Here is a 20,215-nt window from a genome sequence, read left to right on the forward strand (position 1 = left end):
CGCAAGGAATGATCCTCGCCGGCTGTGACGGCGACCGCACCTGGCGGCTCCAGGACTACCTCGCCCGCGGCGGCTATTCGGCGCTGAAGAAGATCATCGCCGAGAATATTTCCCAGGACGCGATCATCACCGAGCTGAAGACTTCGGTGCTGCGCGGCCGCGGCGGCGCGGGCTTCCCGACCGGCCTGAAGTGGAGCTTCATGCCGCGCTCCTTCCCCGGCGACAAGTACCTCGCCTGCAACTCGGACGAGGGCGAACCGGGAACCTTCAAGGACCGCGACATCCTGCGCTACAACCCGCACAGCGTCATCGAGGGGATGGTGATCGCGGCCTATGCGATGGGCGCGGCGCGCGGCTACAACTACATCCACGGCGAGATCTTCGAGGTTTATCAGCGTTTCGAAGAGGCGCTTGCCGAAGCACGCGCTGCCGGCCTGATCGGCCAGAACATCCTCGGCTCGGAGTTCTCCTTCGAACTCTTCGCCCATCACGGCTACGGTGCCTACATCTGCGGCGAAGAAACCGCGCTGCTCGAATCGATCGAGGGCAAGAAGGGCCAGCCGCGCTTCAAGCCGCCGTTCCCGGCGAGCTACGGCCTGTACGGCAAGCCGACCACGATCAACAACACCGAAACTTTCGCTTCCGTTCCGTTCATCCTCAACATGGGTGGCGAGACCTTCCTCGAGCTCGGCAAGCCCAACAACGGCGGGATGAAGCTGTTCTCGATCTCGGGCCACGTCAATCGTCCTGGCAACTACGAGATCCCGCTCGGCACGCCGTTCGCCGAACTGCTCGAGATGGCCGGCGGCATGCGCGGTGGGCGCAAGCTGAAGGCGGTGATTCCCGGCGGATCCTCGTCGCCGGTGCTGCCCGGCAGCGTGATGATGGACTGCACGATGGATTACGACTCAATCTCCAAGGCGGGATCGATGCTCGGCTCGGGCGCGGTGATCGTCATGGACGAGACCACCTGCATGGTGAAGGCGCTCGAGCGGCTGTCGTATTTCTACTTCGAGGAGTCCTGCGGCCAATGCACGCCGTGCCGCGAGGGCACCGGCTGGCTGTACCGCGTCGTGCATCGCATCGAGCACGGCCTCGGCCGCCCGGACGACCTCGATCTGCTCAATTCGGTCACCGGCAACATCATGGGCCGCACCATCTGTGCGCTGGGTGACGCCGCCTCGATGCCGGTGCAAAGCTTCATCAAGCACTTCGGTGCCGAGTTCGCATACCACATCGAAAACAAGAAGTGCCTCGTGCCGCCCGAAGTGCAGCACGCCGGCAGCCAAATCTACGTGAGCCCGTCATGCTAGAGATCGAAATCGACGGCAAGCAGGTCCAGGTCAATGACGGCAGCACTGTGATGGATGCAGCCGTGGTGGCCGGGGCCTACATCCCGCACTTCTGCTATCACAAGAAGCTGTCCATCGCCGCCAGCTGCCGGATGTGCCTGGTCCAGGTCGAGAAAGCGCCCAAGCCGCTGCCCGCCTGTGCCACGCCGGTGACCAACGGCATGAAGGTATGGACCCACTCCGAGCAGGCGGTGAAGGCGCAGAAAGGGGTGATGGAGTTCCTCCTCATCAACCACCCGCTCGACTGCCCGATCTGCGACCAGGGCGGCGAATGCCAGCTCCAGGATCTGGCCGTCGGCTACGGTTCTTCCGCTTCGCGCTACCAGGAAGAAAAGCGCGTCGTGTTCAACAAGAACCTCGGCGCCCTCGTCTCCACCGACATGACGCGCTGCATCAACTGCACGCGCTGCGTCCGCTTCACCACCGAAATCGCCGGCGAGATGGAAATGGGCCAGGCCTTCCGCGGTGAGCATGCGGAGATCATGCCCTTCATCGAGCGCACGATCGACACCGAACTGTCGGGCAACATCATCGACCTCTGCCCGGTCGGCGCCCTGACCTCGAAGCCGTTCCGCTTCGCCGCACGCACCTGGGAGCTGTCGCGGCGCAAGTCGGTGAGCCCGCACGATTCGCTCGGCGCGAACCTGATCGTCCAGACCAAGCACGACGTGGTCAAACGCGTGCTGCCGCTTGAAAACGAAGAACTCAACGAATGCTGGCTGTCGGACAAGGACCGCTTCTCCTATGAAGCGCTCGCCAGCGAGCAGCGCCTGACCACGCCGATGATCAAGCAGGGCGGGCAGTGGAAGGCGGTCGACTGGCAGGCTGCGCTCGAATTCGCCGCCACCGGGCTGCGCGGGATCGCCAAGGATCATGGCGCGGCCGCCCTCGGTGCGCTCGCCTCGCCGCATTCGACGGTCGAAGAGCTCTACCTGCTGCAGAAGCTGATGCGCGGACTGGGCTCGGACAACGTCGATTTCCGCCTGCGCCAGGCCGATTTCCGCGCCGACGGCAAAAGGGTCGGGGTCCCCTGGCTGGGCATGCCGGTCGCCGGTGTCGGCGATCTCAACCGCCTGCTCGTGGTCGGCAGCTTCCTGCGCAAGGATGCGCCGCTGCTCGCCCAGCGCGTGCGCCAGGCGGCGAAGAAGGGCCTGCACGTCAGCGCGATCGGCCCGAATGCCGAAGAGTGGCTGATCCCGGTCCGGAACCGGGCGCTGGTCGCGCCCTCGGCGATGGTCGCCACGCTCGCCCAGGTGGTGGTCGCGCTGGCGCGTGAAAAGGGGGGCGAAGTCAGCCCCGCGCTGCTGGGCAAACTGCCCGACACCGTCGCCGACGAAGCGCTGGCGATCGCCCAGAGCCTCGCCAGCGGACGCAAGGTTGCGGTGTGGCTGGGCAGCCTCGCCGCCCAGCACGGCCGCGCCAGCGAACTGCAGATGCTCGCGCAGGAAATCGCCCGTCTCAGCGGCGGCAGCTTCGGCTTCATCGGCGAGGCCGCCAACAGCGTCGGCGGCTATCTTGCCGGTGCGGTGCCGGCCGCCGACGGCCTCGATGCCGCAGCGATGATCGAGCAGCCGCGCAAGGCCTATGTCGTGCTCGGCGCCGAACCCGACCTGGATTTCGCCAACCCCGCAGCGACGATGGCGGCGATGAGTTCGGCGCAGCTGGTGGTGGGACTGTCGGCCTTCGATTCCCCTGCGCTGCGCGCAGTCGCCGATGTGTTGCTGCCGATCGCGCCCTTCAGCGAAACTTCGGGCACCTTCGTCAACTGCGAAGGCCGCGTCCAGAGCTTCACCGCGGTGGCCCGCCCGCTGGGCGAAGTGCGCCCGGGCTGGAAGGTGCTGCGCGTGCTCGGCAACCTGCTGTCGCTCGAAGGCTTCGGCTTCGACGATTCCGAAGCGGTCCGGGCCCAGGCCCTGCCGGCCGATCTCGCCGCGGCGCTCGACAACGGCATCGAAGGCGTGGTGGTGTCCTCCGCCGGCGCGGCGGCGAATGCCCTCGAGCGCGTTGCCGACGTGCCGATCTATTTCGCCGATGCCCTCGTGCGGCGTGCTCCTTCGCTGCAGAAGACGCGCGATGCCGCTGCCCCGGTGGCGCGCATCGCCCCGGCGACGCTTGCCGTGCTCGGGCTTGCGGCCGGGCAGAAGATTCGAGTCGTCCAGGGAGGCGGGCACGCGGAACTGACCGTTCAGGCGGACGCGGGCCTTGCCGCTGGCTGCGTGCGCGTCGCGGCGGCGCATCCCTCGACCGCTGCGCTCGGCGCGATGAGCGGTGAACTCAGCGTGGAGCGTGTCTGATGGAAGCGATGCTGCAACCTGTCGCCGAATTTTTCGGCCCTGCCTGGAGTGCGGTGTGGACGCTGGCGAAGATCGTCGCGATCATCGCTCCGCTGATGATCTGCGTGGCCTATCTGACCCTTGCCGAGCGCAAGGTGATCGGCTACATGCAGGTCCGCATCGGCCCCAACCGCGTCGGTCCCAAGGGCCTGCTGCAGCCGATCGCCGACGGCATGAAGCTGCTGTTCAAGGAAATCATCGTCCCGAGCGGGGCCAACAAGGGCTTGTTCATCCTCGGCCCGATCCTCGCCATCGCCCCTTCGCTGGCGGCCTGGGCGGTGGTTCCCTTCGATGACGGCCTGGTGCTCGCCAACGTCAATGCCGGCCTGCTGTTCCTGCTCGCGATCACCTCGATGGAAGTCTATGGCGTGATCGTCGCCGGCTGGGCGTCGAACTCGAAATACCCCTTCCTCGGGGCGATGCGCGCTGCGGCGCAGATGGTGTCCTACGAAGTGTCGATGGGCTTCGCCCTGATCTGCGTGCTGCTGATTTCGGCCAGCCTCAACCTCACCGACATCGTCACTTCGCAGGGCCAGGGCCGTTTCCACGACATGGGCCTGTCCTTCCTGTCGTGGAACTGGCTGCCGCTGCTGCCGATGTTCGTGGTGTACGTGATCTCGGGCATCGCCGAGACCAACCGCGCCCCGTTCGACGTCGTCGAAGGCGAAGCCGAAGTCGTCGCCGGTCACATGGTCGAGTACTCGGGCATGACCTTCGCGCTGTTCTTCCTCGCCGAGTACGCGAACATGATCCTGGTGTCGATCCTGACCTCGATCCTGTTCCTCGGCGGCTGGCTGTCGCCGGTCGGCTTCCTGCCCGACGGCTTCCACTGGCTGGCGCTGAAGACCGCGTTCATCCTGCTGCTGTTCCTGTGGGCGCGTGCCACCTTCCCGCGCTTCCGCTACGACCACATCATGCGCCTGGGGTGGAAGGTGTTCATCCCGGTGACCCTGGTGTGGGTGTTTGTAGTGGCGGTGTGGATGATGTCGCCGCTGTCGATCTGGAGTTGAGAAGACCATGGGTGCCAAGGATTACATCGGCAGTCTGTTCCTGAAGGAACTCGTCAAGGGCATGGCCCTGACCGGACGGCATTTCTTCCAGCGCAAGATCACCGTCCAGTATCCGGAAGAAAAAACCCCGCAGAGCAACCGCTTCCGCGGTCTGCACGCGCTGCGCCGTTACCCGAACGGTGAAGAGCGCTGCATCGCGTGCAAGCTGTGCGAGGCGATCTGCCCGGCGATGGCGATCACGATCGAGTCCGAACAGCGCGAGGACGGTTCGCGCCGGACCACGCGCTACGACATCGACCTCACCAAGTGCATCTTCTGCGGCTTCTGCGAGGAAGCCTGTCCGGTCGATGCCATCGTCGAGACACGGGTGCTGGAATATCACGGCGAACGGCGTGGCGATCTCTACTACACCAAGCAGATGCTGCTGGCGGTGGGGGAGCGCAACGAGGCCCAGATCGCGGCCGACCGCGAGCAGGACGCAAAGTACCGCTAAGGGGAGGGCGCTGCGGCGCCATTCAGGAACATGGAATTCAAGACCTTCGTCTTCTACTTTCTCGCCGCAATCATGGTGCTCGCGGCGCTGAGGGTGATCACCGTCCGGAACCCGGTGCATGCCGCGCTGTTCCTGGTGCTGACCTTCTTCAACGCCGGCGGCCTGTGGCTGCTGCTGCAGGCCGAGTTTCTCGCCGTTACCCTGGTGATGGTGTATGTCGGCGCAGTGATGGTGCTGTTCCTCTTCGTGGTGATGATGCTCGACATCAATCTCGATCGTTTGCGCGAAGGCTTCTGGAGCTATCTGCCGGTCGGCGCGCTGGTCGGCATCCTGATGCTGATCGAGATGATCCTGGTGCTCGGCGGCCCGTACTTCGGCCTCGACGCGATGCCGGCTCCGCCCGCCGCGGCCGAGACCTACAGCAACACCCGCGAACTGGGCCGCGTGCTCTACACCGACTACGTCTATCCGTTCGAGCTCGCCTCGCTGGTGCTGCTGGTGGCGATGGTCGCCGCGGTGGCGCTGACGCTGCGCAAGCGCAAGGGGCTGAAGTCGATCCCGCCGTCCGAGCAGGTCGCGGTGAAGCGCGAAGGCCGCGTCGAGCTGGTGAAGATGCAGGCCGAAAAACAAGACTGACGCAGCACGCGAACAAGAACCGCGCCGGTCATGCGCCGGCGCGATCAGGGAGTCACAGATGCTTTCGCTTTCCCATTTCCTCATCCTGGGCGCGATCCTGTTCGCGATCAGCGTGGTCGGGATCTTCCTCAACCGGAAGAACCTGATCGTGCTGCTGATGGCCATCGAGCTGATGCTGCTGTCGGTCAACATGAACTTCGTCGCCTTCTCGCACTATCTGGGCGACATCGCCGGCCAGGTTTTCGTTTTCTTCATCCTCACCGTCGCAGCGGCCGAGTCCGCGATCGGCCTGGCGATCCTGATCGTCATGTTCCGCAACATGCGCACGATCCATGTGGATGATCTGGACAGCCTCAAGGGTTAAGGAAGCGTCACGATGACGGACATGCAGACACTTTATCTTCTCGTGCCGCTGGCGCCGCTCGCCGGGGCGATTCTGGCCGGTTTGTTCGGCAAGACGATCGGGCGTGCCGGGGCGCACATCGTCACCATTCTGGGCGTGGCGATCGCCTTCGCCCTGTCGGTGGTGATCTATCAGGACGTGGCTGCGGGCAACACCTTCGACGGCACGCTCTACACCTGGATGGTCGCGGGAGGCATCACCTTCGAAGTCGGCTTCCTGATCGACTCGCTGACCGTGATGATGATGCTGGTGGTGACCTTCGTGTCGCTGATGGTGCACATTTACACCATCGGCTACATGGCCGAAGACCCCGGCTACCAGCGCTTCTTCAGCTACATCTCGCTGTTTACCTTCTCGATGCTGATGCTGGTGATGTCCAACAACTTCCTCCAGCTGTTCTTCGGCTGGGAAGCGGTGGGCCTCGTCTCCTACCTCCTGATCGGTTTCTGGTACGACCGGCCGACGGCGATCTACGCCAACCTGAAGGCCTTCCTGGTCAACCGCGTCGGCGACTTCGGCTTCCTCCTCGGCATCGGCCTGATCGTCGCCTACACCGGCAGCCTGAACTACGCCGAAGTGTTCGCCCAGGCGCAGGAACTGTCGGTCACCGAAATGGCCGTCACCGGCTGGCCGTTGATCACCGCGATCTGCATCTGTCTGTTCATCGGCGCGATGGGCAAGTCGGCCCAGGTGCCGCTGCACGTCTGGCTGCCCGACTCGATGGAAGGCCCGACTCCGATCTCTGCGCTGATCCACGCCGCGACCATGGTCACCGCAGGCATCTTCATGGTGGCGCGGATGTCGCCGCTGTTCGAACTGTCCGACACCGCGCTCTCCTTCGTCCTGGTGATCGGCGCCACCACCGCGCTTTTCATGGGCTTTCTCGGCATCGTCCAGAACGACATCAAGCGCGTCGTCGCCTATTCGACGCTGTCCCAGCTCGGCTACATGACCGTGGCGCTGGGGGTGTCGGCCTACTCGGCGGCGGTGTTCCACCTGATGACCCATGCCTTCTTCAAGGCATTGCTGTTCCTCGGTGCCGGTTCGGTGATCATCGGCATGCACCACGACCAGGACATGCGCAACATGGGCGGGCTGTGGAAGTACATGCCGGTGACCTGGCTGACTTCGCTGCTCGGTTCGCTCGCGCTGATCGGCTTCCCCTTCTTCGCCGGTTTCTACTCCAAGGACTCGATCATCGAAGCGGTCCATGCGTCGACCATCCCCGGTGCCGGCTATGCCCTGTTCTGCGTGCTGCTGGGCGTGTTCGTCACCGCGTTCTACTCGTTCCGCATGTACTTCCTGGTGTTCCACGGGAAGGAGCGCTTCGGCAACGGGCACGGGCATCATGACCATCACGGCGATCACGACGACGAGGAGCCGTCGGTCGACCATCACCACGGCCTCGCCCCGGGGCAGAAGCCGCACGAGTCGCCGTGGGTGGTCACGCTGCCGCTGGTCCTGCTCGCCATCCCCTCGGTGCTGATCGGCTTCTTCACCATCGAGCCGATGCTGTTCGGTGAATGGTTCAAGGGCGTGATCTTCGTCGGCGACAACCACGTCGGCCTGAAGGAGCTCGAGGCGGCCTTCCACGGTCCGGTGGCGATGGCGGTGCATGGCCTGCAGACCGCGCCGTTCTGGCTGGCGATGGGCGGGGTGGTGCTGGCCTGGTTCTTCTACCTGGTCCGTCCGGGCATTCCGGCGGCGATCCAGCGCACCTTCCGGCCGATCCACAGCCTGCTCGAGAACAAGTACTTCTTCGACCGCTTCAACGAGATCGTCTTCGCCGGCGGCGCACGCCTGCTCGGCAAGGGTCTGTGGAAGGGGGGCGATCAGGGCCTGATCGACGGCATCGCGGTCAATGGCTCGGCGAAGCTGGTGGGCTGGGTGGCGCAAATGTCGCGCCTGTTCCAGACCGGTCACCTCTACCAGTACGCCTTCATGATGATCATCGGCGTGTTCGTGCTGCTCACCTACTGGTTCAACCGCGGCTGAGACCGGTGCGCAGTGGGCACGCAGGGACGGAAACACATAACAAGATCGAACGCGCCATGCCTGGCGCACTGAACGGAAAGCAACGATGACGGACATTCCTCTCCTCAGTCTGGCGGTCTGGGTGCCGATTCTCGGCGGCCTGCTGGTGCTGGCCACCGGCTCGGATCGCAATGCCCCGCTGGCGCGGATGCTCGCCTTCGCGGTCGCGGTGGCTGGCTTTATCGTGACCATTCCGCTCTATACCGGCTTCGACGCCAGCACCAGCGCGATGCAGTTCACCGAGCTGATGCCCTGGGTGCCGCGCTTCAACATCAACTACCACCTCGGGGTCGATGGGCTGTCGGTGCTGTTCGTGATTCTCAACGCCTTCATCACCATTCTGGTAGTGATGGCGGGCTGGCAGGTCATCCAGGACAAGGTCGCGCAGTACATGGCCGCGTTCCTGATCATGTCGGGGCTGATGAACGGGATCTTCTCGGCGCTCGACGGCGTGCTGTTCTACGTCTTCTTCGAGGCCTCGCTGATTCCGCTGTACCTGATCATCGGCATCTGGGGCGGCGCCAACCGCGTCTACGCGGCGATCAAGTTCTTCCTCTATACGCTGCTCGGCTCGCTGCTGATGCTGATCGCGCTGCTCTACCTGTTCATGGAGTCCGGCGGCAGCTTCAGCATCCTCGACTGGCACCAGGTGCCGCTCGCGATCGAGCCGCAGGTGCTGATCTTCCTTGCCTTCCTGGTCGCGTTCGGGGTCAAGGTGCCGATGTGGCCGGTGCATACCTGGCTGCCCGATGCCCACGTCGAGGCGCCCACCGGCGGTTCGGTGGTGCTGGCGGCGATCGCGCTCAAGCTCGGCGCCTACGGTTTCCTGCGCTTCTCGCTGCCGATCGTGCCTGATGCCGCGCAGCAGCTCGCCCCCCTGGTGATCGCCCTGTCGCTGATCGCCGTGGTGTACATCGGCTTCGTCGCCCTGGTGCAGGCCGACATGAAGAAGCTGGTGGCCTACTCGTCGATCTCGCACATGGGCTTCGTCACCCTGGGCTTCTTCATCTTCAATCCGCTCGGCATGGAAGGGGCGCTGGTGCAGATGATCTCGCACGGTTTCGTCTCGGGCGCGATGTTCCTGTGCATCGGTGTGCTCTACGACCGCATGCACTCGCGCCAGATCGCCGACTACGGCGGCGTGGTGCACACGATGCCCAAGTTCGCCGCGTTCTTCATGCTGTTCGCGATGGCCAACTCCGGCCTGCCGGCGACCTCGGGCTTCGTCGGTGAATTCATGGTCGTGCTCGGCGCGGTCCAGTTCAACTTCTGGATCGGCTTCACTGCCGCGATCACCCTGATCCTCGGTGCGGCCTATTCGCTGTGGATGTACAAGCGCGTCGTCTTCGGCAAGATCGCCAACAAGCACGTGGCCGAACTCACCGACATCAACGGTCGTGAATTCGCCTTCCTCGCGATCCTGGCGCTATGCGTGCTGGCGATGGGCCTGTACCCCTTCCCCTTCACCGAAGTGATGCACGCCTCGGTCAACGAACTCCTGCGGCATGTTGCCGTGAGCAAGCTCTGAGCGCGGCGCGCGTTCGAGAGACACTTAACGGACTGGTCAGAAGATGAATTTCGTCGTCCCCGACTTCTACCCCGCAGCGGCCGAAATCTTCGTCGCCGTGATGGCCCTGGTGATCATGCTGGCGAGCACCTTCGCGCGCGGCATCGCACGCGGGCTCGCCTATCACCTCACCCAATTCACCCTGATTGCGGCGGCCTTGATCACCATCTTCACGATGGAAGGCGAGGTCGTCTATACCTTCAGCAACCTGTTCATCAGCGACCTGCTGGGCGACTTCCTGAAGCTGATGATCTACTTCTCGACCGCGATCGCGCTGCTCTACGGCCGCGGCTATCTGGCCGACCGCAAGATCGACAAGCCCGAGTACTACCTGCTCGCGCTGCTGATGACGCTGGGCATGATGGTGATGGTCACTGCCAACCACATGCTGCCGATGTACATCGGCCTCGAAATGATGTCGCTGGCGCTGTACACGATGGTCGCCTTCGACCGCGACTCCTCGCGTTCGACCGAAGCCGCGATGAAGTACTTCGTGCTCGGCGCGCTCGCCTCCGGCCTGCTCCTCTACGGCATGTCGATGGTCTATGGCGCGACCGGTACGCTGGAGTTCTCCGGCATCGCTCAGGCGATCTACAGTCAGTCGGCGAACCAGACCGTGCTGATGTTCGGCCTCGTCTTCCTCGTCGCCGGGATCTGCTTCAAGCTCGGCGTGGTGCCGTTCCACATGTGGGTGCCCGACGTCTATCAGGGGGCGCCGACCGCAGTCACCCTGGTGATCGCCACCGCGCCCAAGCTGGCGGCGTTCGCGATGGCGGTGCGCCTGCTGATCTGGGCCCTGTTCGACCTCGCCGAAGAGTGGCAGGTGATGCTGATGCTGGTCGCCGGGGCTTCGATCGTGCTTGGCAATCTGGCCGCGATCGCCCAGCAGAACATCAAGCGCATGCTCGCTTATTCGGGCATCTCGCACATGGGCTTCATGCTGCTGGGCCTGCTCGCGGGCGTCGTTGAAGGGGATCGCCACTTCGCCCTCAACGCCTACAGCTCGGCGATGTTCTACGCCGTGTCCTACGTGATCATGAGCCTGGCTTCGTTCGGCATGCTGATCCTGCTCTCGCGCGCCGGTTTCGAAGCCGAGAACATCGACGACTTCAAGGGCCTCAACAAGCGCAGTTCGTGGTACGCGCTGATGATGCTGTTCGTGATGTTCTCGATGGCCGGGGTGCCGTTCTTCATCGGCTTCTTCGCCAAGCTGTCGGTGCTGCAGGCGGTGGTCGCGGCCGGCTACCTGTGGCTGGCGGTGCTTGCGGTGGTGATGTCGGTGATCGGCGCCTTCTACTACCTGCGCGTGGTCAAGGTGATGTACTTCGACGAGCCGGTCGATGCCGCGCCGATTCGCGCTCCGGCCGAAGTGCGCGTGATGCTGTCGGCCAACGGCCTTGCGATCGCGGCTCTCGGGCTCGCACCGCAGATGCTGATGTCGCTGTGCGCCTACGCGCTCCTGGGCTCGCTCTAACACGCCGGACCGAAGCGGCGCCGGCAAGGCGCCCAGCCGCCGGCGCTCGTCGGTGGCGCGGCAGGCGCGGGTCGGCTAGGATCGCAACATGAGTGCCCCTGACCTCGACGATCCCCTGCACGAGCTCGAGCTGGCCACCGAATGCGTGTTCGATGGTGCGCTGCTCCATGTCCGCCGCGACCGCGTCCGCCTGCCTGACGGTCGCGCGGGCGTGCGCGAATATATCCGCCACCCCGGCGCCGTCGTCGTCGTCGCCCGCTGCGACGACGGTACGCTGGTGTTCGAACGCCAGTACCGCTATCCGCTGCGCCGGGCCTTTCTCGAACTGCCCGCCGGCAAGATCGATGCGGGGGAGGAGCCCCTCGCCTGCGCCGTGCGCGAGCTGCGCGAGGAAACCGGCTACCGCGCTGCCCGCTGGCACCATCTCGGAGTGATGCATCCCTGCATCGGCTATTCCGACGAGCGCATCGAGATCTTCTACGCCAGCGGCCTGGAGCAGGTTGGTCACGCCTGGGACGAGGGCGAGTTCCTCGAAATACTCCATCTTCCGGCCGCCGACGTCGAAGCCCGGATCCATGCCGGCGAGATCACCGACGCCAAGACGATCACCGCTTTCTTTCGTGCCCTGCCGCTGATCCGCGGGGCGGAGTGACTACCGCCACCGCGATTGCCGCCGTGCCTGCGCAAGCGGGCCGCGCGCGCGGCCGCCGCCCAATAATCGAGATTCCAGAATGAATGCCAGCGTCCATTCCCCCGTCACCATCGCCGTCGCCCAGCTCAATCTCACCGTCGGCGACCTCACCGGCAACGCCGACCGGATCATCGCCGCGATCGCCGAGGCGCGCGCCGCGGGCGCCGACATCGTGCTCACGCCCGAGCTCGCGCTTTCCGGCTATCCGCCGGAAGACCTGTTGCTGCGGCCGGACTTCTACCGGGCCTGTGCCCGTGAAGTGCAACGCATCGCCGACGCTGCCCCCGATCTCACCGTGGTCCTCGGCCATCCGGCCGAGGCCGGCGGCTTGCGCTACAACACCGCTTCGGTGCTGCGCAGCCGCGGCGTGCTCGCGAGCTACCACAAGAACCTGCTGCCCAACTACGAAGTCTTCGACGAGGAACGCTACTTCGAAGCCGGCGCCGCAGCCTGCGTGTTCGAATGCAAGGGCGTGCGCTTCGGCATCAACATCTGCGCCGACGTCTGGGAGCCGGGGCCGGCACGGGCGGCGAAGGCGGCGGGCGCGCAGGTGCTGCTCGCGCTCAACGCCTCGCCCTACCACATGAACAAACAGGCGCTGCGCCTGCAGGTGCTGGGCGAGCGCGTGACCGAAACCCGGCTTCCGGTGCTGTACTGCAATATGGTCGGCGGCCAGGACGAGCTGGTTTTCGACGGCGCCTCCTTCGCCCTCGATGGCGACGGCTCCCTGGCCTACCAGGCGGGCACGTTCGCCGAACGCCTCGACGTCCTGCGCTGGGAAGAGGGGCGCTGGCAGAGTGCGGTTCGGATCGCGCCGCGCACGCTCGAAGCCGAAGTGTACGAGGCGCTGAAGACCGGAGTGCGCGACTATCTGGGCAAGAACCGCTTCCCCTCGGCGATCATCGGCCTGTCCGGAGGAATCGACTCGGCCCTGACCCTGGCCGTCGCCGTCGACGCCCTGGGCGCGGAGCGGGTGCGTGCGGTGATGATGCCTTCGCCCTACACCGCGCAGATGAGCCTGGACGACTCGCGTGAGATGGTGCGCCGGCTCGGAGTGCGCTACGACGAAATCCCGATCGAGCCGGCGATGCAGGTGTTCGCTGAACTGCTCGCGCCGCAATTCGCCGGTCTGCCCGCCGACACCACCGAAGAGAACCTGCAGAGCCGCATCCGCGGCATGATCCTGATGGCGCTGTCGAACAAGACCGGCGCGATCGTCCTCACCACCGGCAACAAGAGCGAGATGGCCACCGGCTACGCCACCCTCTACGGCGACATGGCCGGCGGCTTCGCGGTGCTGAAGGATCTGTACAAGACCTTCGTGTTCCGCCTGTCGACCTGGCGCAACACGGTCGCTCCGGTGATCCCGCAGAACATCATCGACCGCCCGCCTTCGGCCGAGCTCAAGCCCGATCAGAAGGACCAGGACAGCCTGCCCCCCTACGAAGTCCTCGATGCGATCATCGAAGCCTACATGGAGCGCGACGAATCCCCGCGCGAGATCATCGCCGCTGGCCACCCCGAGGCCGAGGTCCGGCGCACGGTGGCGATGCTCAAGCGCAACGAATACAAGCGCCGCCAGTCCCCGGTCGGCATCCGCGTCACCCCGCGCGGCTTCGGCCGCGACTGGCGCTACCCGATCACGTCCCGCTATCAGGACGAGTTCTGAAACGAGTTCTGCAACATTCGACAAGGAGAAAAGGGATGAAGAAGATCGAAGCGATCATCAAGCCGTTCAAGCTGGACGAAGTGCGTGAAGGCCTGTCCGAAGTGGGGATCACCGGCCTGACGGTGACCGAAGTGAAGGGCTTCGGCCGCCAGAAAGGGCATACCGAGCTGTACCGCGGCGCGGAATACGTCGTCGACTTCCTGCCCAAGATCAAGGTAGAGCTCGTCCTCGCCGACGACATGGTCGATCCGGCTGTGGAGGCGATCATCAAGGCCGCGCATACCGGCAAGATCGGCGACGGCAAGATCTTCGTGATGGCGGTGGAGCAGGTGATCCGCATCCGCACCGGCGAAACCAACGAAGCGGCGATCTGAGCCGCCGCTGTCCCTGTATCGCCCCGCCTGTCCCGCCGCGCCTCTCAGGTCGGCTCGACCCTGCGCGGTGTGGCATTCCGGGCGCGCAGCAGCACCAGCAAGGCGCCGCTGCCGCCTTCGTGCGGACCGGCCTGGCAGAAGGCGAGGATCTCCTCGCGCTGGGCCAGCCAGCCGCGCGAGAGCTGCTTGAGGATCGATTCCTTCCCCGGCGAACCGTGGCCCTTGCCGTGGATCACGCGGATGCAGCGCCTGCCCTGGCTGAGGCTGTCGTGGAGGAAGTGGCCGAGGGCGGCGCGCGCTTCGTCGCGGGTCAGCCCGTGGAGGTCGATCTGGCCCTGCAGCACCCAGCGTCCGCGGCGCAGGTCGGTGAGCACGCGGCGGGGCAGGCCGGCGCGCAGGAACGCGGCCTCGTCGCCCATGTCGAGACGGTCCTCGAAAGTGAGCGGAGCGATCAGCGATTCATCCAGCGCCGCCCGTTCGTCGGCGTCGTGCTTGACCGGTGCCGGGGCGGGCGCCGGGCGTTCCAGTTCGACCCGGTTGTCGTGGTCCAGCGGCCGGGTGTCGCCGACCACAAGGCGGAACAGCGCCGCCGGATCGCTCGCCTCGACCTCGGCCGGCAGCACGATCGCGTCCGGACGCTGGATCCGGGCGTCGCTCGCGGTGGCAGGGGCGCGGGCGTGGTGGCGGTGCGCCGTTTCCAGTTCCACCCGGCCGCGGTCGCGCAGCGGCACGACGCCGGCATAGGCGGCCTGCAACGGGTCGGATTCCGCGCGGCGCGGGGGCGGGGCGAGGTCTTCTTCGGCGCGCTCCCGACGGCGCGGGACGGGAGCGGGGCGGGGCGGTTCGATTTCGGCCCGGTCGTTGCGGCGCAGCGGGCGGACCGCGCCGAGCGCCTGGCGGAACAATGTCCGCTCGGCTTCGTCCACCGGCGCCGTGCCGCTACCGTCCGGTGCCTGGACAGCATCGGCGCGTGCGCCGCCGGATGGCGCGGGAGGTATCTTTTTCGCCGCTGCGCGCCCGCTGTCCGGGGGTGGCGAGGCAGGCGGAACAGCAGGGCGCGTCGCCGCCTCCTGCTGTTCCCGGAGCTGCCGGCGCAGCGCGGCGAAAGGGCCGTTGCCGGCCTTGCCGCGCTCGCCATCCCCGCCGGTTTTCGCCGCGGAAGTCGGGGTGCGCGGACGGCGGGCCATGGTGGCGTTCAGCCCAGGGCGTCGAGATAGCGCTCGGCGTCGAGCGCGGCCATGCAGCCGGTTCCGGCCGACGTCACCGCCTGGCGGTAGGTGTGATCCTGGACGTCGCCGGCGGCGAACACGCCCGCCACGCTGGTCTGGGTGGCGTTGCCGTGGCGCCCGCCCTGGGTGACGATGTAGCCGTTCTCCATTTCGAGCTGGCCTTCGAAAATGTCGGAGTTGGGCTTGTGCCCGATCGCGATGAATACGCCCTGCAAGGCCGCCTCGCGGGTCGTGCCCGAGGCCACGTCCTTGATCCGCATCCCGGTGACACCGGAGCTGTCGCCGAGGATCTCGTCGAGGGTGGCGTTGAGCGCGAGTTCGATCTTGCCGGCGGCGACCTTCTCCATCAGCTTGTCGATCATGATCTTCTCGGCGCGGAACTGTTCGCGGCGGTGCACCAGGGTGACTTTTTTCGCGATGTTGGCCAGGTACAGCGCTTCTTCGACTGCGGTATCGCCGCCGCCGATCACGGCGACCTCCTGGTTGCGGTAGAAAAAGCCGTCGCAGGTCGCGCAGGCGGAAACGCCGCGACCGGCAAACTTTTCTTCCGAAGGCAGGCCGAGGTACTTCGCCGTGGCGCCGGTGGCGATGATCAGCGCATCGCAGGTGTATTCGCCCGAATCGCCGACCAGGCGGAAGGGCCTTCGGGCCAGTTCCACGGTGTGGATGTGGTCGAAGATCATCTCGGTGTTGAAGCGCTCGGCATGCTTCTGGAAGCGCGCCATCAGCTCGGGCCCCTGCACGCCGTCGGCATCGGCCGGCCAGTTGTCTACATCGGTCGTGGTCATCAGCTGGCCGCCCTGGGCAAGACCGGTGACGAGCACGGGAGCAAGGTTGGCGCGTGCGGCATAGACCGCGGCCGTGTAGCCGGCCGGGCCGGAACCGAGGATCAGCAGGCGGGCGTGTTTGGTGGTCATGAAGGGCATTCCTGCGGGTTGCGAACGAAGGGCCGATTATAGCCGAGGGTGCAGTCCCGATCCCGCAGGCCGCGATCGCGCCGGCTGCACTTTCACGCGGCGGCTCCGCGCCCGGACGGCGTTCAGATTTCGCTCAGGCGCTCGCGCAGCACGATGCCGTCGGCCCGCTCCTCGATCAGGCCCTGCTGGCCGAGATCCTTCATCACACGGCTGACCATCTCGCGCGAGGCGCCGATCATCTTGGCGATGTCCTGCTTGGACAGGCGGCGCACGAGCACGGTCTCGCCGTCCACGTCCTCGGCCATCTCGATCAGCAGCCGTGCGACCCGGCCGTAGACGTCCATCAGGGCGAGGCTCTCGATCTTGCGATCGGCATGGCGCAGACGCTCGGCGAGGTTGCACATGATGCGCCACGAAACGTCGAAGCTGCCCTCCATGATGCGGCGGAAATCCTGCTTGGCGATCAGCACCAGGTCCGATGGCATGACCGCGACCACCGATGCCGAGCGCGGCTGCTCATCGAACATCGCCATCTCGCCGAAGAGTTCGCCCTGGCCCAGGATGGAGAGGATCACTTCGCGCCCGTCTTCGTCGCTGACCACGACCTTGAGGCTGCCGGTCAGCACCAGGTAGACATAGTCGGGCCGGTCGCCGGCGATCAGCGCCGACTGCCCGCGCGCCACACGGCGCATCATCGCCACCTGCGCCACGGCATCCAGCGCCTGGTCGGAAAGTCCGTGGAACAGCGGGAAGGTTTTCAGGGCGATGACGGAGACGGTGGCGATCCGGGGCATGGCGACTCCAGCGTTCGATAGCGGGGCGGCGGGCGGCTCCGCGGGGCGGACGGCAGCGCGACGCGAAAGTGTAGTAGACGATTCCGCGGTGAGCCAGCAGCGATTGCACGACAGCCCCCCGGAGCGGCGCGCCGGGGCGGGCCCACACGCCCGCTCCGGCGCCGGTCCTGCCGCCGCCTGCCGGTGCTGCGGCGTTTGTGAGCAGGCGCAACATCGCGGACGGCAGGACTGGGCGATCCCGTATAATCCCGACGTTGTTCCACTCCGGCCGCCGCTCCCCCTGTTCATGCTGCCCCGTCCGTCGTCCCGCTCCCAGCCCTTGCCGGAAAAGATCTCGCTGCTGCTGCAGGAGGCGCGCTGGTTGATCCTGGGCGTCATGTCGCTCTACGTCGGCCTCATCCTGCTGGGGTATTCCAAGAGCGACCCGGGCTGGTCGCACGCTTCCGACGTGGCAGGGGTGGCGAACCCGGGCGGGCGTTTCGGCGCCTGGCTCGCGGATCTGCTGCTGTACCTGTTCGGCCTGTCTTCGTGGTGGTGGGTGGTCTTTCTCGGCTACAGCCTGGTGTGGGGGTTCCGGCGGATCAAGAACCGCCTGGCGCTCGACCGGCGTTCCTTCATTTTCGTCCTGGTCGGCTTTCTCGCCGTGCTCCTGACCAGCAGCGCGCTCGAATTCCTGCGCTTCCATTCCCACGGTGCGACCGTCCCGCTGGCGCCGGGCGGGCTGATCGGGATGGAGTTCGGCCAGCTCAGCCAGCGCTATTTCGGCTTCACCGGCGGCACGCTGCTGCTGCTGGCTCTGCTCGCCTGCGGGCTGTCCCTATTCACCGGGCTGTCGTGGATCGCCGTGGTCGAGCGCGTCGGGCTGGGGCTCGAGCAGTCGGTGGTCGGTGTGCAGCAGGCCTGGCAGCGCTGGCAGGACCGCCGCATCGGCCGCCAGACCGCGCAAAAGCGCGAAGTCGTGCTCGAGAGCCGCCGCCGCAAGAGCGAAAAGACCCCGCCGACGCCGTTGCGTATCGAGCCGGCGGTGGCCACCGTGGTCAAATCCGAGCGCATCGAAAAAGAGCGCCAGCAGACCCTGTTCGCCGACGCCATCGAAGGCGCGCTGCCGCCGGTCGGGTTGCTCGATCCAGCCAGCGCGACGACCGAGCCGCCGTCGGCCGAAGCGCTCGAATTCACTTCGCGTGTGATCGAAAACAAGCTCGCCGACTTCGGTGTCGAGGTCAAGGTGCTCGCCGCCTATCCCGGCCCGGTGATCACCCGCTACGAGGTCGAGCCCGCTACCGGCGTGAAGGGCAGCCAGGTGGTGAACCTGGCCAAGGATCTCGCCCGTGCGCTGTCGCTGGTGTCGATTCGGGTGGTCGAGACCGTGCCCGGCAAGTCGTGCATGGCGCTCGAGTTGCCCAACCCGAAGCGGCAGATGGTGCGCCTGTCCGAGATTGTCGGCTCCAAGGCCTACAACGACATGCATTCGCCGCTCACCGTGGTGCTGGGCAAGGACATCGGCGGCCAGCCGGTGGTCGCCGATCTGGCCAAGATGCCCCACCTGCTGGTGGCCGGCACCACCGGTTCGGGCAAATCGGTGGGGATCAACGCGATGATCCTGTCGCTGCTGTACAAGAGCGAGCCCGAGCGCGTGCGCCTGATCATGATCGACCCCAAGATGCTCGAGCTGTCGATCTACGAAGGCATTCCGCACCTGCTGGCACCGGTCGTCACCGACATGAAGCATGCCGCCAACGCGCTCAACTGGTGCGTGGCGGAAATGGACAAGCGCTACAAGCTGATGGCCGCGGTCGGGGTGCGCAACCTCGCCGGTTTCAACAAGGCGGTCAACGAGGCGCGCAAGGCTGAGGCCCCGCTCACCAACCCGTTCTCGATCAGCCCGGAAAACCCCGAACCGCTCGAGCCGCTGCCCTACATCGTCGTCGTCGTCGACGAGCTCGCCGACATGATGATGGTGGTCGGCAAGAAGGTCGAAGAGCTGATCGCGCGCCTGGCGCAGAAGGCCCGCGCCGCCGGCATCCACCTGATCCTCGCCACCCAGCGCCCGTCGGTGGACGTCATCACCGGCCTGATCAAGGCCAACGTGCCCACCCGCATCGCGTTCCAGGTCTCGAGCAAGATCGACTCGCGCACCATCCTCGACCAGATGGGGGCGGAGACGCTGCTGGGGATGGGCGACATGCTCTACCTGGCGCCGGGTACCGGCCTGCCGGTGCGTGTGCACGGCGCCTTCGTCGCCGACGACGAGGTGCACAAGGTCGTCGAGCACCTGAAGAAGATCGGCCCGCCCGACTACGTCGAGGGCATCCTGGCGGCCGCCGAGGACGAGCTGGACGGGGTGCTCGGCGGTGGCGAGGGCGGCGAGGGCGAAGCCGATCCGCTCTACGACCAGGCGGTCGAAGTGGTGATCAGGACGCGCCGGCCGTCGATTTCGCTGGTACAACGTCACCTGCGCATCGGCTACAACCGCGCCGCGCGCCTGATCGAGCAGATGGAACGGGCGGGGCTGGTCTCGCCGATGGGAAGCAACGGCAATCGCGACGTGATCGTGCCGGCCAAGGAGAGCGAATGAAGTGGTTCAGTCTGCGCGCGGCGTCCCTGCTGCGCGCTGTAGCGGGGATGGCACTGGCAGCAGCGGCGAGTCTGGCGGTGGCCGCGGACGGCGTCGCCCAGCTGAAGGCCTTCGTCGCCCGCGCGCGCAGTGCCGAAGGCACGTTCGAGCAGACGGTCGTGGCGAAATCCGGGCGCAAGCCGCAGCAGGCTGCGGGTCGTTTCGCCTACACGCGGCCGGGCCGCTTCCACTGGGAGTACGACCGCCCGTATCGCCAGCTGCTGGTCGGCGACGGCCAGAACCTGTGGATCTGGGACCCCGACCTGAACCAGGTCACGGTGCGCGAGATCGGCGATGCGCTGGGCGCCACGCCCGCGGCCATCCTGTTCGGCAGCGGCGCGCTCGAAGACAGCTTCGAACTCGCCGATGGTGGCGAGCGCGACGGCCTGACCTGGGTGGAAGCGCGGCCACTGCGCTCCGACAGCGGTTTCGAGTCGCTGCGCCTCGGCCTCGCGGGGGGCGAGCTGCGCCAGATGGAAATGCACGATCCCTTCGGCCAGACCACGCGGATCCATTTCACCCGCCTGGAGCTCGATCCGGTGCTCGCTGGCGACCGTTTCCGCTTCACTCCGCCGGCCGGTGCGGACATCATCGGCACCGTGCCGGGCCCGGCACGGTGAGCGGA

The 20,215-nt window shown here is 66.1% G+C and carries 17 protein-coding genes; 14 read left to right on the forward strand and 3 right to left on the reverse strand.

Going from position 1 to position 20,215, the window contains the following annotated elements; genetic code table 11:
- Nucleotides 1–8 precede the first annotated feature (8 nt).
- From nuoF to Tharo_RS09740, 12 genes are all read left to right on the forward strand, one after another.
- Nucleotides 9–1,313 carry an NADH-quinone oxidoreductase subunit NuoF gene (gene nuoF, locus Tharo_RS09685; RefSeq protein ID WP_107220999.1) on the forward strand — a complete coding sequence of 435 codons (1,305 nt, stop codon included), beginning with the start codon at nucleotides 9–11 and terminating at the stop codon, nucleotides 1,311–1,313.
- Nucleotides 1,307–3,646 (forward strand): NADH-quinone oxidoreductase subunit NuoG, encoded by a 2,340-nt coding sequence (gene nuoG / locus Tharo_RS09690; RefSeq protein WP_107221000.1) that lies wholly within the window; start codon nucleotides 1,307–1,309, stop codon nucleotides 3,644–3,646. The genes nuoF and nuoG overlap by 7 nt, the downstream gene beginning before the upstream one ends.
- Nucleotides 3,646–4,695: an NADH-quinone oxidoreductase subunit NuoH gene (gene nuoH, locus Tharo_RS09695; protein WP_107221001.1), complete on the forward strand. Its 1,050-nt coding sequence runs from the start codon at nucleotides 3,646–3,648 to the stop codon at nucleotides 4,693–4,695. Before nuoG ends, nuoH begins: the two co-directional genes overlap by 1 nt.
- Nucleotides 4,696–4,702: 7 nt before the next feature.
- The gene (gene nuoI / locus Tharo_RS09700; RefSeq protein WP_107221002.1) at nucleotides 4,703–5,188 is read left to right on the forward strand and encodes an NADH-quinone oxidoreductase subunit NuoI; all 486 of its coding nucleotides are present in this window, start codon (nucleotides 4,703–4,705) and stop codon (nucleotides 5,186–5,188) included.
- A 30-nt stretch (nucleotides 5,189–5,218) separates the two neighbouring features.
- A complete protein-coding gene (locus tag Tharo_RS09705) occupies nucleotides 5,219–5,824 on the forward strand; it encodes an NADH-quinone oxidoreductase subunit J (protein ID WP_107221003.1) in 606 nt (201 codons plus the stop codon).
- A gap of 58 nt (nucleotides 5,825–5,882) precedes the next feature.
- Nucleotides 5,883–6,188 (forward strand): NADH-quinone oxidoreductase subunit NuoK, encoded by a 306-nt coding sequence (gene nuoK / locus Tharo_RS09710; protein ID WP_004304479.1) that lies wholly within the window; start codon nucleotides 5,883–5,885, stop codon nucleotides 6,186–6,188.
- 12 nt (nucleotides 6,189–6,200) lie between these two features.
- Nucleotides 6,201–8,222, forward strand: coding sequence for an NADH-quinone oxidoreductase subunit L (gene nuoL, locus Tharo_RS09715; RefSeq protein WP_107221004.1), 2,022 nt, complete (start codon nucleotides 6,201–6,203; stop codon nucleotides 8,220–8,222).
- 85 nt (nucleotides 8,223–8,307) lie between these two features.
- A complete protein-coding gene (locus Tharo_RS09720; RefSeq protein WP_107221005.1) occupies nucleotides 8,308–9,789 on the forward strand; it encodes an NADH-quinone oxidoreductase subunit M in 1,482 nt (493 codons plus the stop codon).
- 43 nt (nucleotides 9,790–9,832) lie between these two features.
- Nucleotides 9,833–11,302: an NADH-quinone oxidoreductase subunit NuoN gene (gene nuoN / locus Tharo_RS09725; protein WP_107221006.1), complete on the forward strand. Its 1,470-nt coding sequence runs from the start codon at nucleotides 9,833–9,835 to the stop codon at nucleotides 11,300–11,302.
- Between the two features lie 88 nt (nucleotides 11,303–11,390).
- Nucleotides 11,391–11,954, forward strand: a complete 564-nt coding sequence (locus tag Tharo_RS09730) for an NUDIX domain-containing protein (protein ID WP_107221007.1) — start codon at nucleotides 11,391–11,393, stop codon at nucleotides 11,952–11,954.
- A 79-nt stretch (nucleotides 11,955–12,033) separates the two neighbouring features.
- The gene (locus tag Tharo_RS09735; RefSeq protein WP_107221008.1) at nucleotides 12,034–13,662 is read left to right on the forward strand and encodes an NAD+ synthase; all 1,629 of its coding nucleotides are present in this window, start codon (nucleotides 12,034–12,036) and stop codon (nucleotides 13,660–13,662) included.
- Nucleotides 13,663–13,697: 35 nt separating this feature from the next.
- A complete protein-coding gene (locus Tharo_RS09740) occupies nucleotides 13,698–14,036 on the forward strand; it encodes a P-II family nitrogen regulator (protein WP_107221009.1) in 339 nt (112 codons plus the stop codon).
- Nucleotides 14,037–14,080: 44 nt separating this feature from the next.
- Here Tharo_RS09740 and Tharo_RS09745 read toward each other — a convergent pair whose 3' ends face one another.
- The 3 genes from Tharo_RS09745 to Tharo_RS09755 form a co-directional block, all read right to left on the reverse strand.
- Nucleotides 14,081–15,223 (reverse strand): Smr/MutS family protein, encoded by a 1,143-nt coding sequence (locus tag Tharo_RS09745; protein WP_107221010.1) that lies wholly within the window; start codon nucleotides 15,221–15,223, stop codon nucleotides 14,081–14,083.
- 8 nt (nucleotides 15,224–15,231) lie between these two features.
- Nucleotides 15,232–16,182 carry a thioredoxin-disulfide reductase gene (gene trxB / locus Tharo_RS09750; RefSeq protein ID WP_107221011.1) on the reverse strand — a complete coding sequence of 317 codons (951 nt, stop codon included), beginning with the start codon at nucleotides 16,180–16,182 and terminating at the stop codon, nucleotides 15,232–15,234.
- Between the two features lie 122 nt (nucleotides 16,183–16,304).
- The gene (locus Tharo_RS09755; protein ID WP_107221012.1) at nucleotides 16,305–16,976 is read right to left on the reverse strand and encodes a Crp/Fnr family transcriptional regulator; all 672 of its coding nucleotides are present in this window, start codon (nucleotides 16,974–16,976) and stop codon (nucleotides 16,305–16,307) included.
- Nucleotides 16,977–17,262: 286 nt separating this feature from the next.
- On the opposite strand from Tharo_RS09755, the gene Tharo_RS09760 reads away from it, so the two are divergent.
- Together Tharo_RS09760 and lolA are read left to right on the forward strand one after the other, a co-directional pair.
- On the forward strand, nucleotides 17,263–19,551 hold the full coding sequence (locus tag Tharo_RS09760; protein ID WP_107221013.1) for a DNA translocase FtsK: 2,289 nt from the start codon (nucleotides 17,263–17,265) through the stop codon (nucleotides 19,549–19,551).
- Complete coding sequence (gene lolA, locus Tharo_RS09765; RefSeq protein WP_107221014.1) at nucleotides 19,548–20,210, forward strand: outer membrane lipoprotein periplasmic chaperone LolA; 663 nt, start codon at nucleotides 19,548–19,550, stop codon at nucleotides 20,208–20,210. The genes Tharo_RS09760 and lolA overlap by 4 nt, the downstream gene beginning before the upstream one ends.
- The last annotated feature ends 5 nt before the right edge of the window (nucleotides 20,211–20,215 follow it).

Source organism: Thauera aromatica K172 (assembly GCF_003030465.1).
GTDB classification, from domain to species: domain Bacteria; phylum Pseudomonadota; class Gammaproteobacteria; order Burkholderiales; family Rhodocyclaceae; genus Thauera; species Thauera aromatica.

What these genes read in the sequence shown, in the direction of transcription:
- nuoF (WP_107220999.1), top strand. Translation starts at nt 9, where the DNA reads ATGATCCTCGCCGGCTGTGACGGCGACCGCACCTGGCGGCTCCAGGAC.
- nuoG (WP_107221000.1), top strand. Translation starts at nt 1,307, where the DNA reads ATGCTAGAGATCGAAATCGACGGCAAGCAGGTCCAGGTCAATGACGGC.
- nuoH (WP_107221001.1), top strand. Translation starts at nt 3,646, where the DNA reads ATGGAAGCGATGCTGCAACCTGTCGCCGAATTTTTCGGCCCTGCCTGG.
- nuoI (WP_107221002.1), top strand. Translation starts at nt 4,703, where the DNA reads ATGGGTGCCAAGGATTACATCGGCAGTCTGTTCCTGAAGGAACTCGTC.
- Tharo_RS09705 (WP_107221003.1), top strand. Translation starts at nt 5,219, where the DNA reads ATGGAATTCAAGACCTTCGTCTTCTACTTTCTCGCCGCAATCATGGTG.
- nuoK (WP_004304479.1), top strand. Translation starts at nt 5,883, where the DNA reads ATGCTTTCGCTTTCCCATTTCCTCATCCTGGGCGCGATCCTGTTCGCG.
- nuoL (WP_107221004.1), top strand. Translation starts at nt 6,201, where the DNA reads ATGACGGACATGCAGACACTTTATCTTCTCGTGCCGCTGGCGCCGCTC.
- Tharo_RS09720 (WP_107221005.1), top strand. Translation starts at nt 8,308, where the DNA reads ATGACGGACATTCCTCTCCTCAGTCTGGCGGTCTGGGTGCCGATTCTC.
- nuoN (WP_107221006.1), top strand. Translation starts at nt 9,833, where the DNA reads ATGAATTTCGTCGTCCCCGACTTCTACCCCGCAGCGGCCGAAATCTTC.
- Tharo_RS09730 (WP_107221007.1), top strand. Translation starts at nt 11,391, where the DNA reads ATGAGTGCCCCTGACCTCGACGATCCCCTGCACGAGCTCGAGCTGGCC.
- Tharo_RS09735 (WP_107221008.1), top strand. Translation starts at nt 12,034, where the DNA reads ATGAATGCCAGCGTCCATTCCCCCGTCACCATCGCCGTCGCCCAGCTC.
- Tharo_RS09740 (WP_107221009.1), top strand. Translation starts at nt 13,698, where the DNA reads ATGAAGAAGATCGAAGCGATCATCAAGCCGTTCAAGCTGGACGAAGTG.
- Tharo_RS09745 (WP_107221010.1), bottom strand. Translation starts at nt 15,223, where the DNA reads ATGGCCCGCCGTCCGCGCACCCCGACTTCCGCGGCGAAAACCGGCGGG.
- trxB (WP_107221011.1), bottom strand. Translation starts at nt 16,182, where the DNA reads ATGACCACCAAACACGCCCGCCTGCTGATCCTCGGTTCCGGCCCGGCC.
- Tharo_RS09755 (WP_107221012.1), bottom strand. Translation starts at nt 16,976, where the DNA reads ATGCCCCGGATCGCCACCGTCTCCGTCATCGCCCTGAAAACCTTCCCG.
- Tharo_RS09760 (WP_107221013.1), top strand. Translation starts at nt 17,263, where the DNA reads ATGCTGCCCCGTCCGTCGTCCCGCTCCCAGCCCTTGCCGGAAAAGATC.
- lolA (WP_107221014.1), top strand. Translation starts at nt 19,548, where the DNA reads ATGAAGTGGTTCAGTCTGCGCGCGGCGTCCCTGCTGCGCGCTGTAGCG.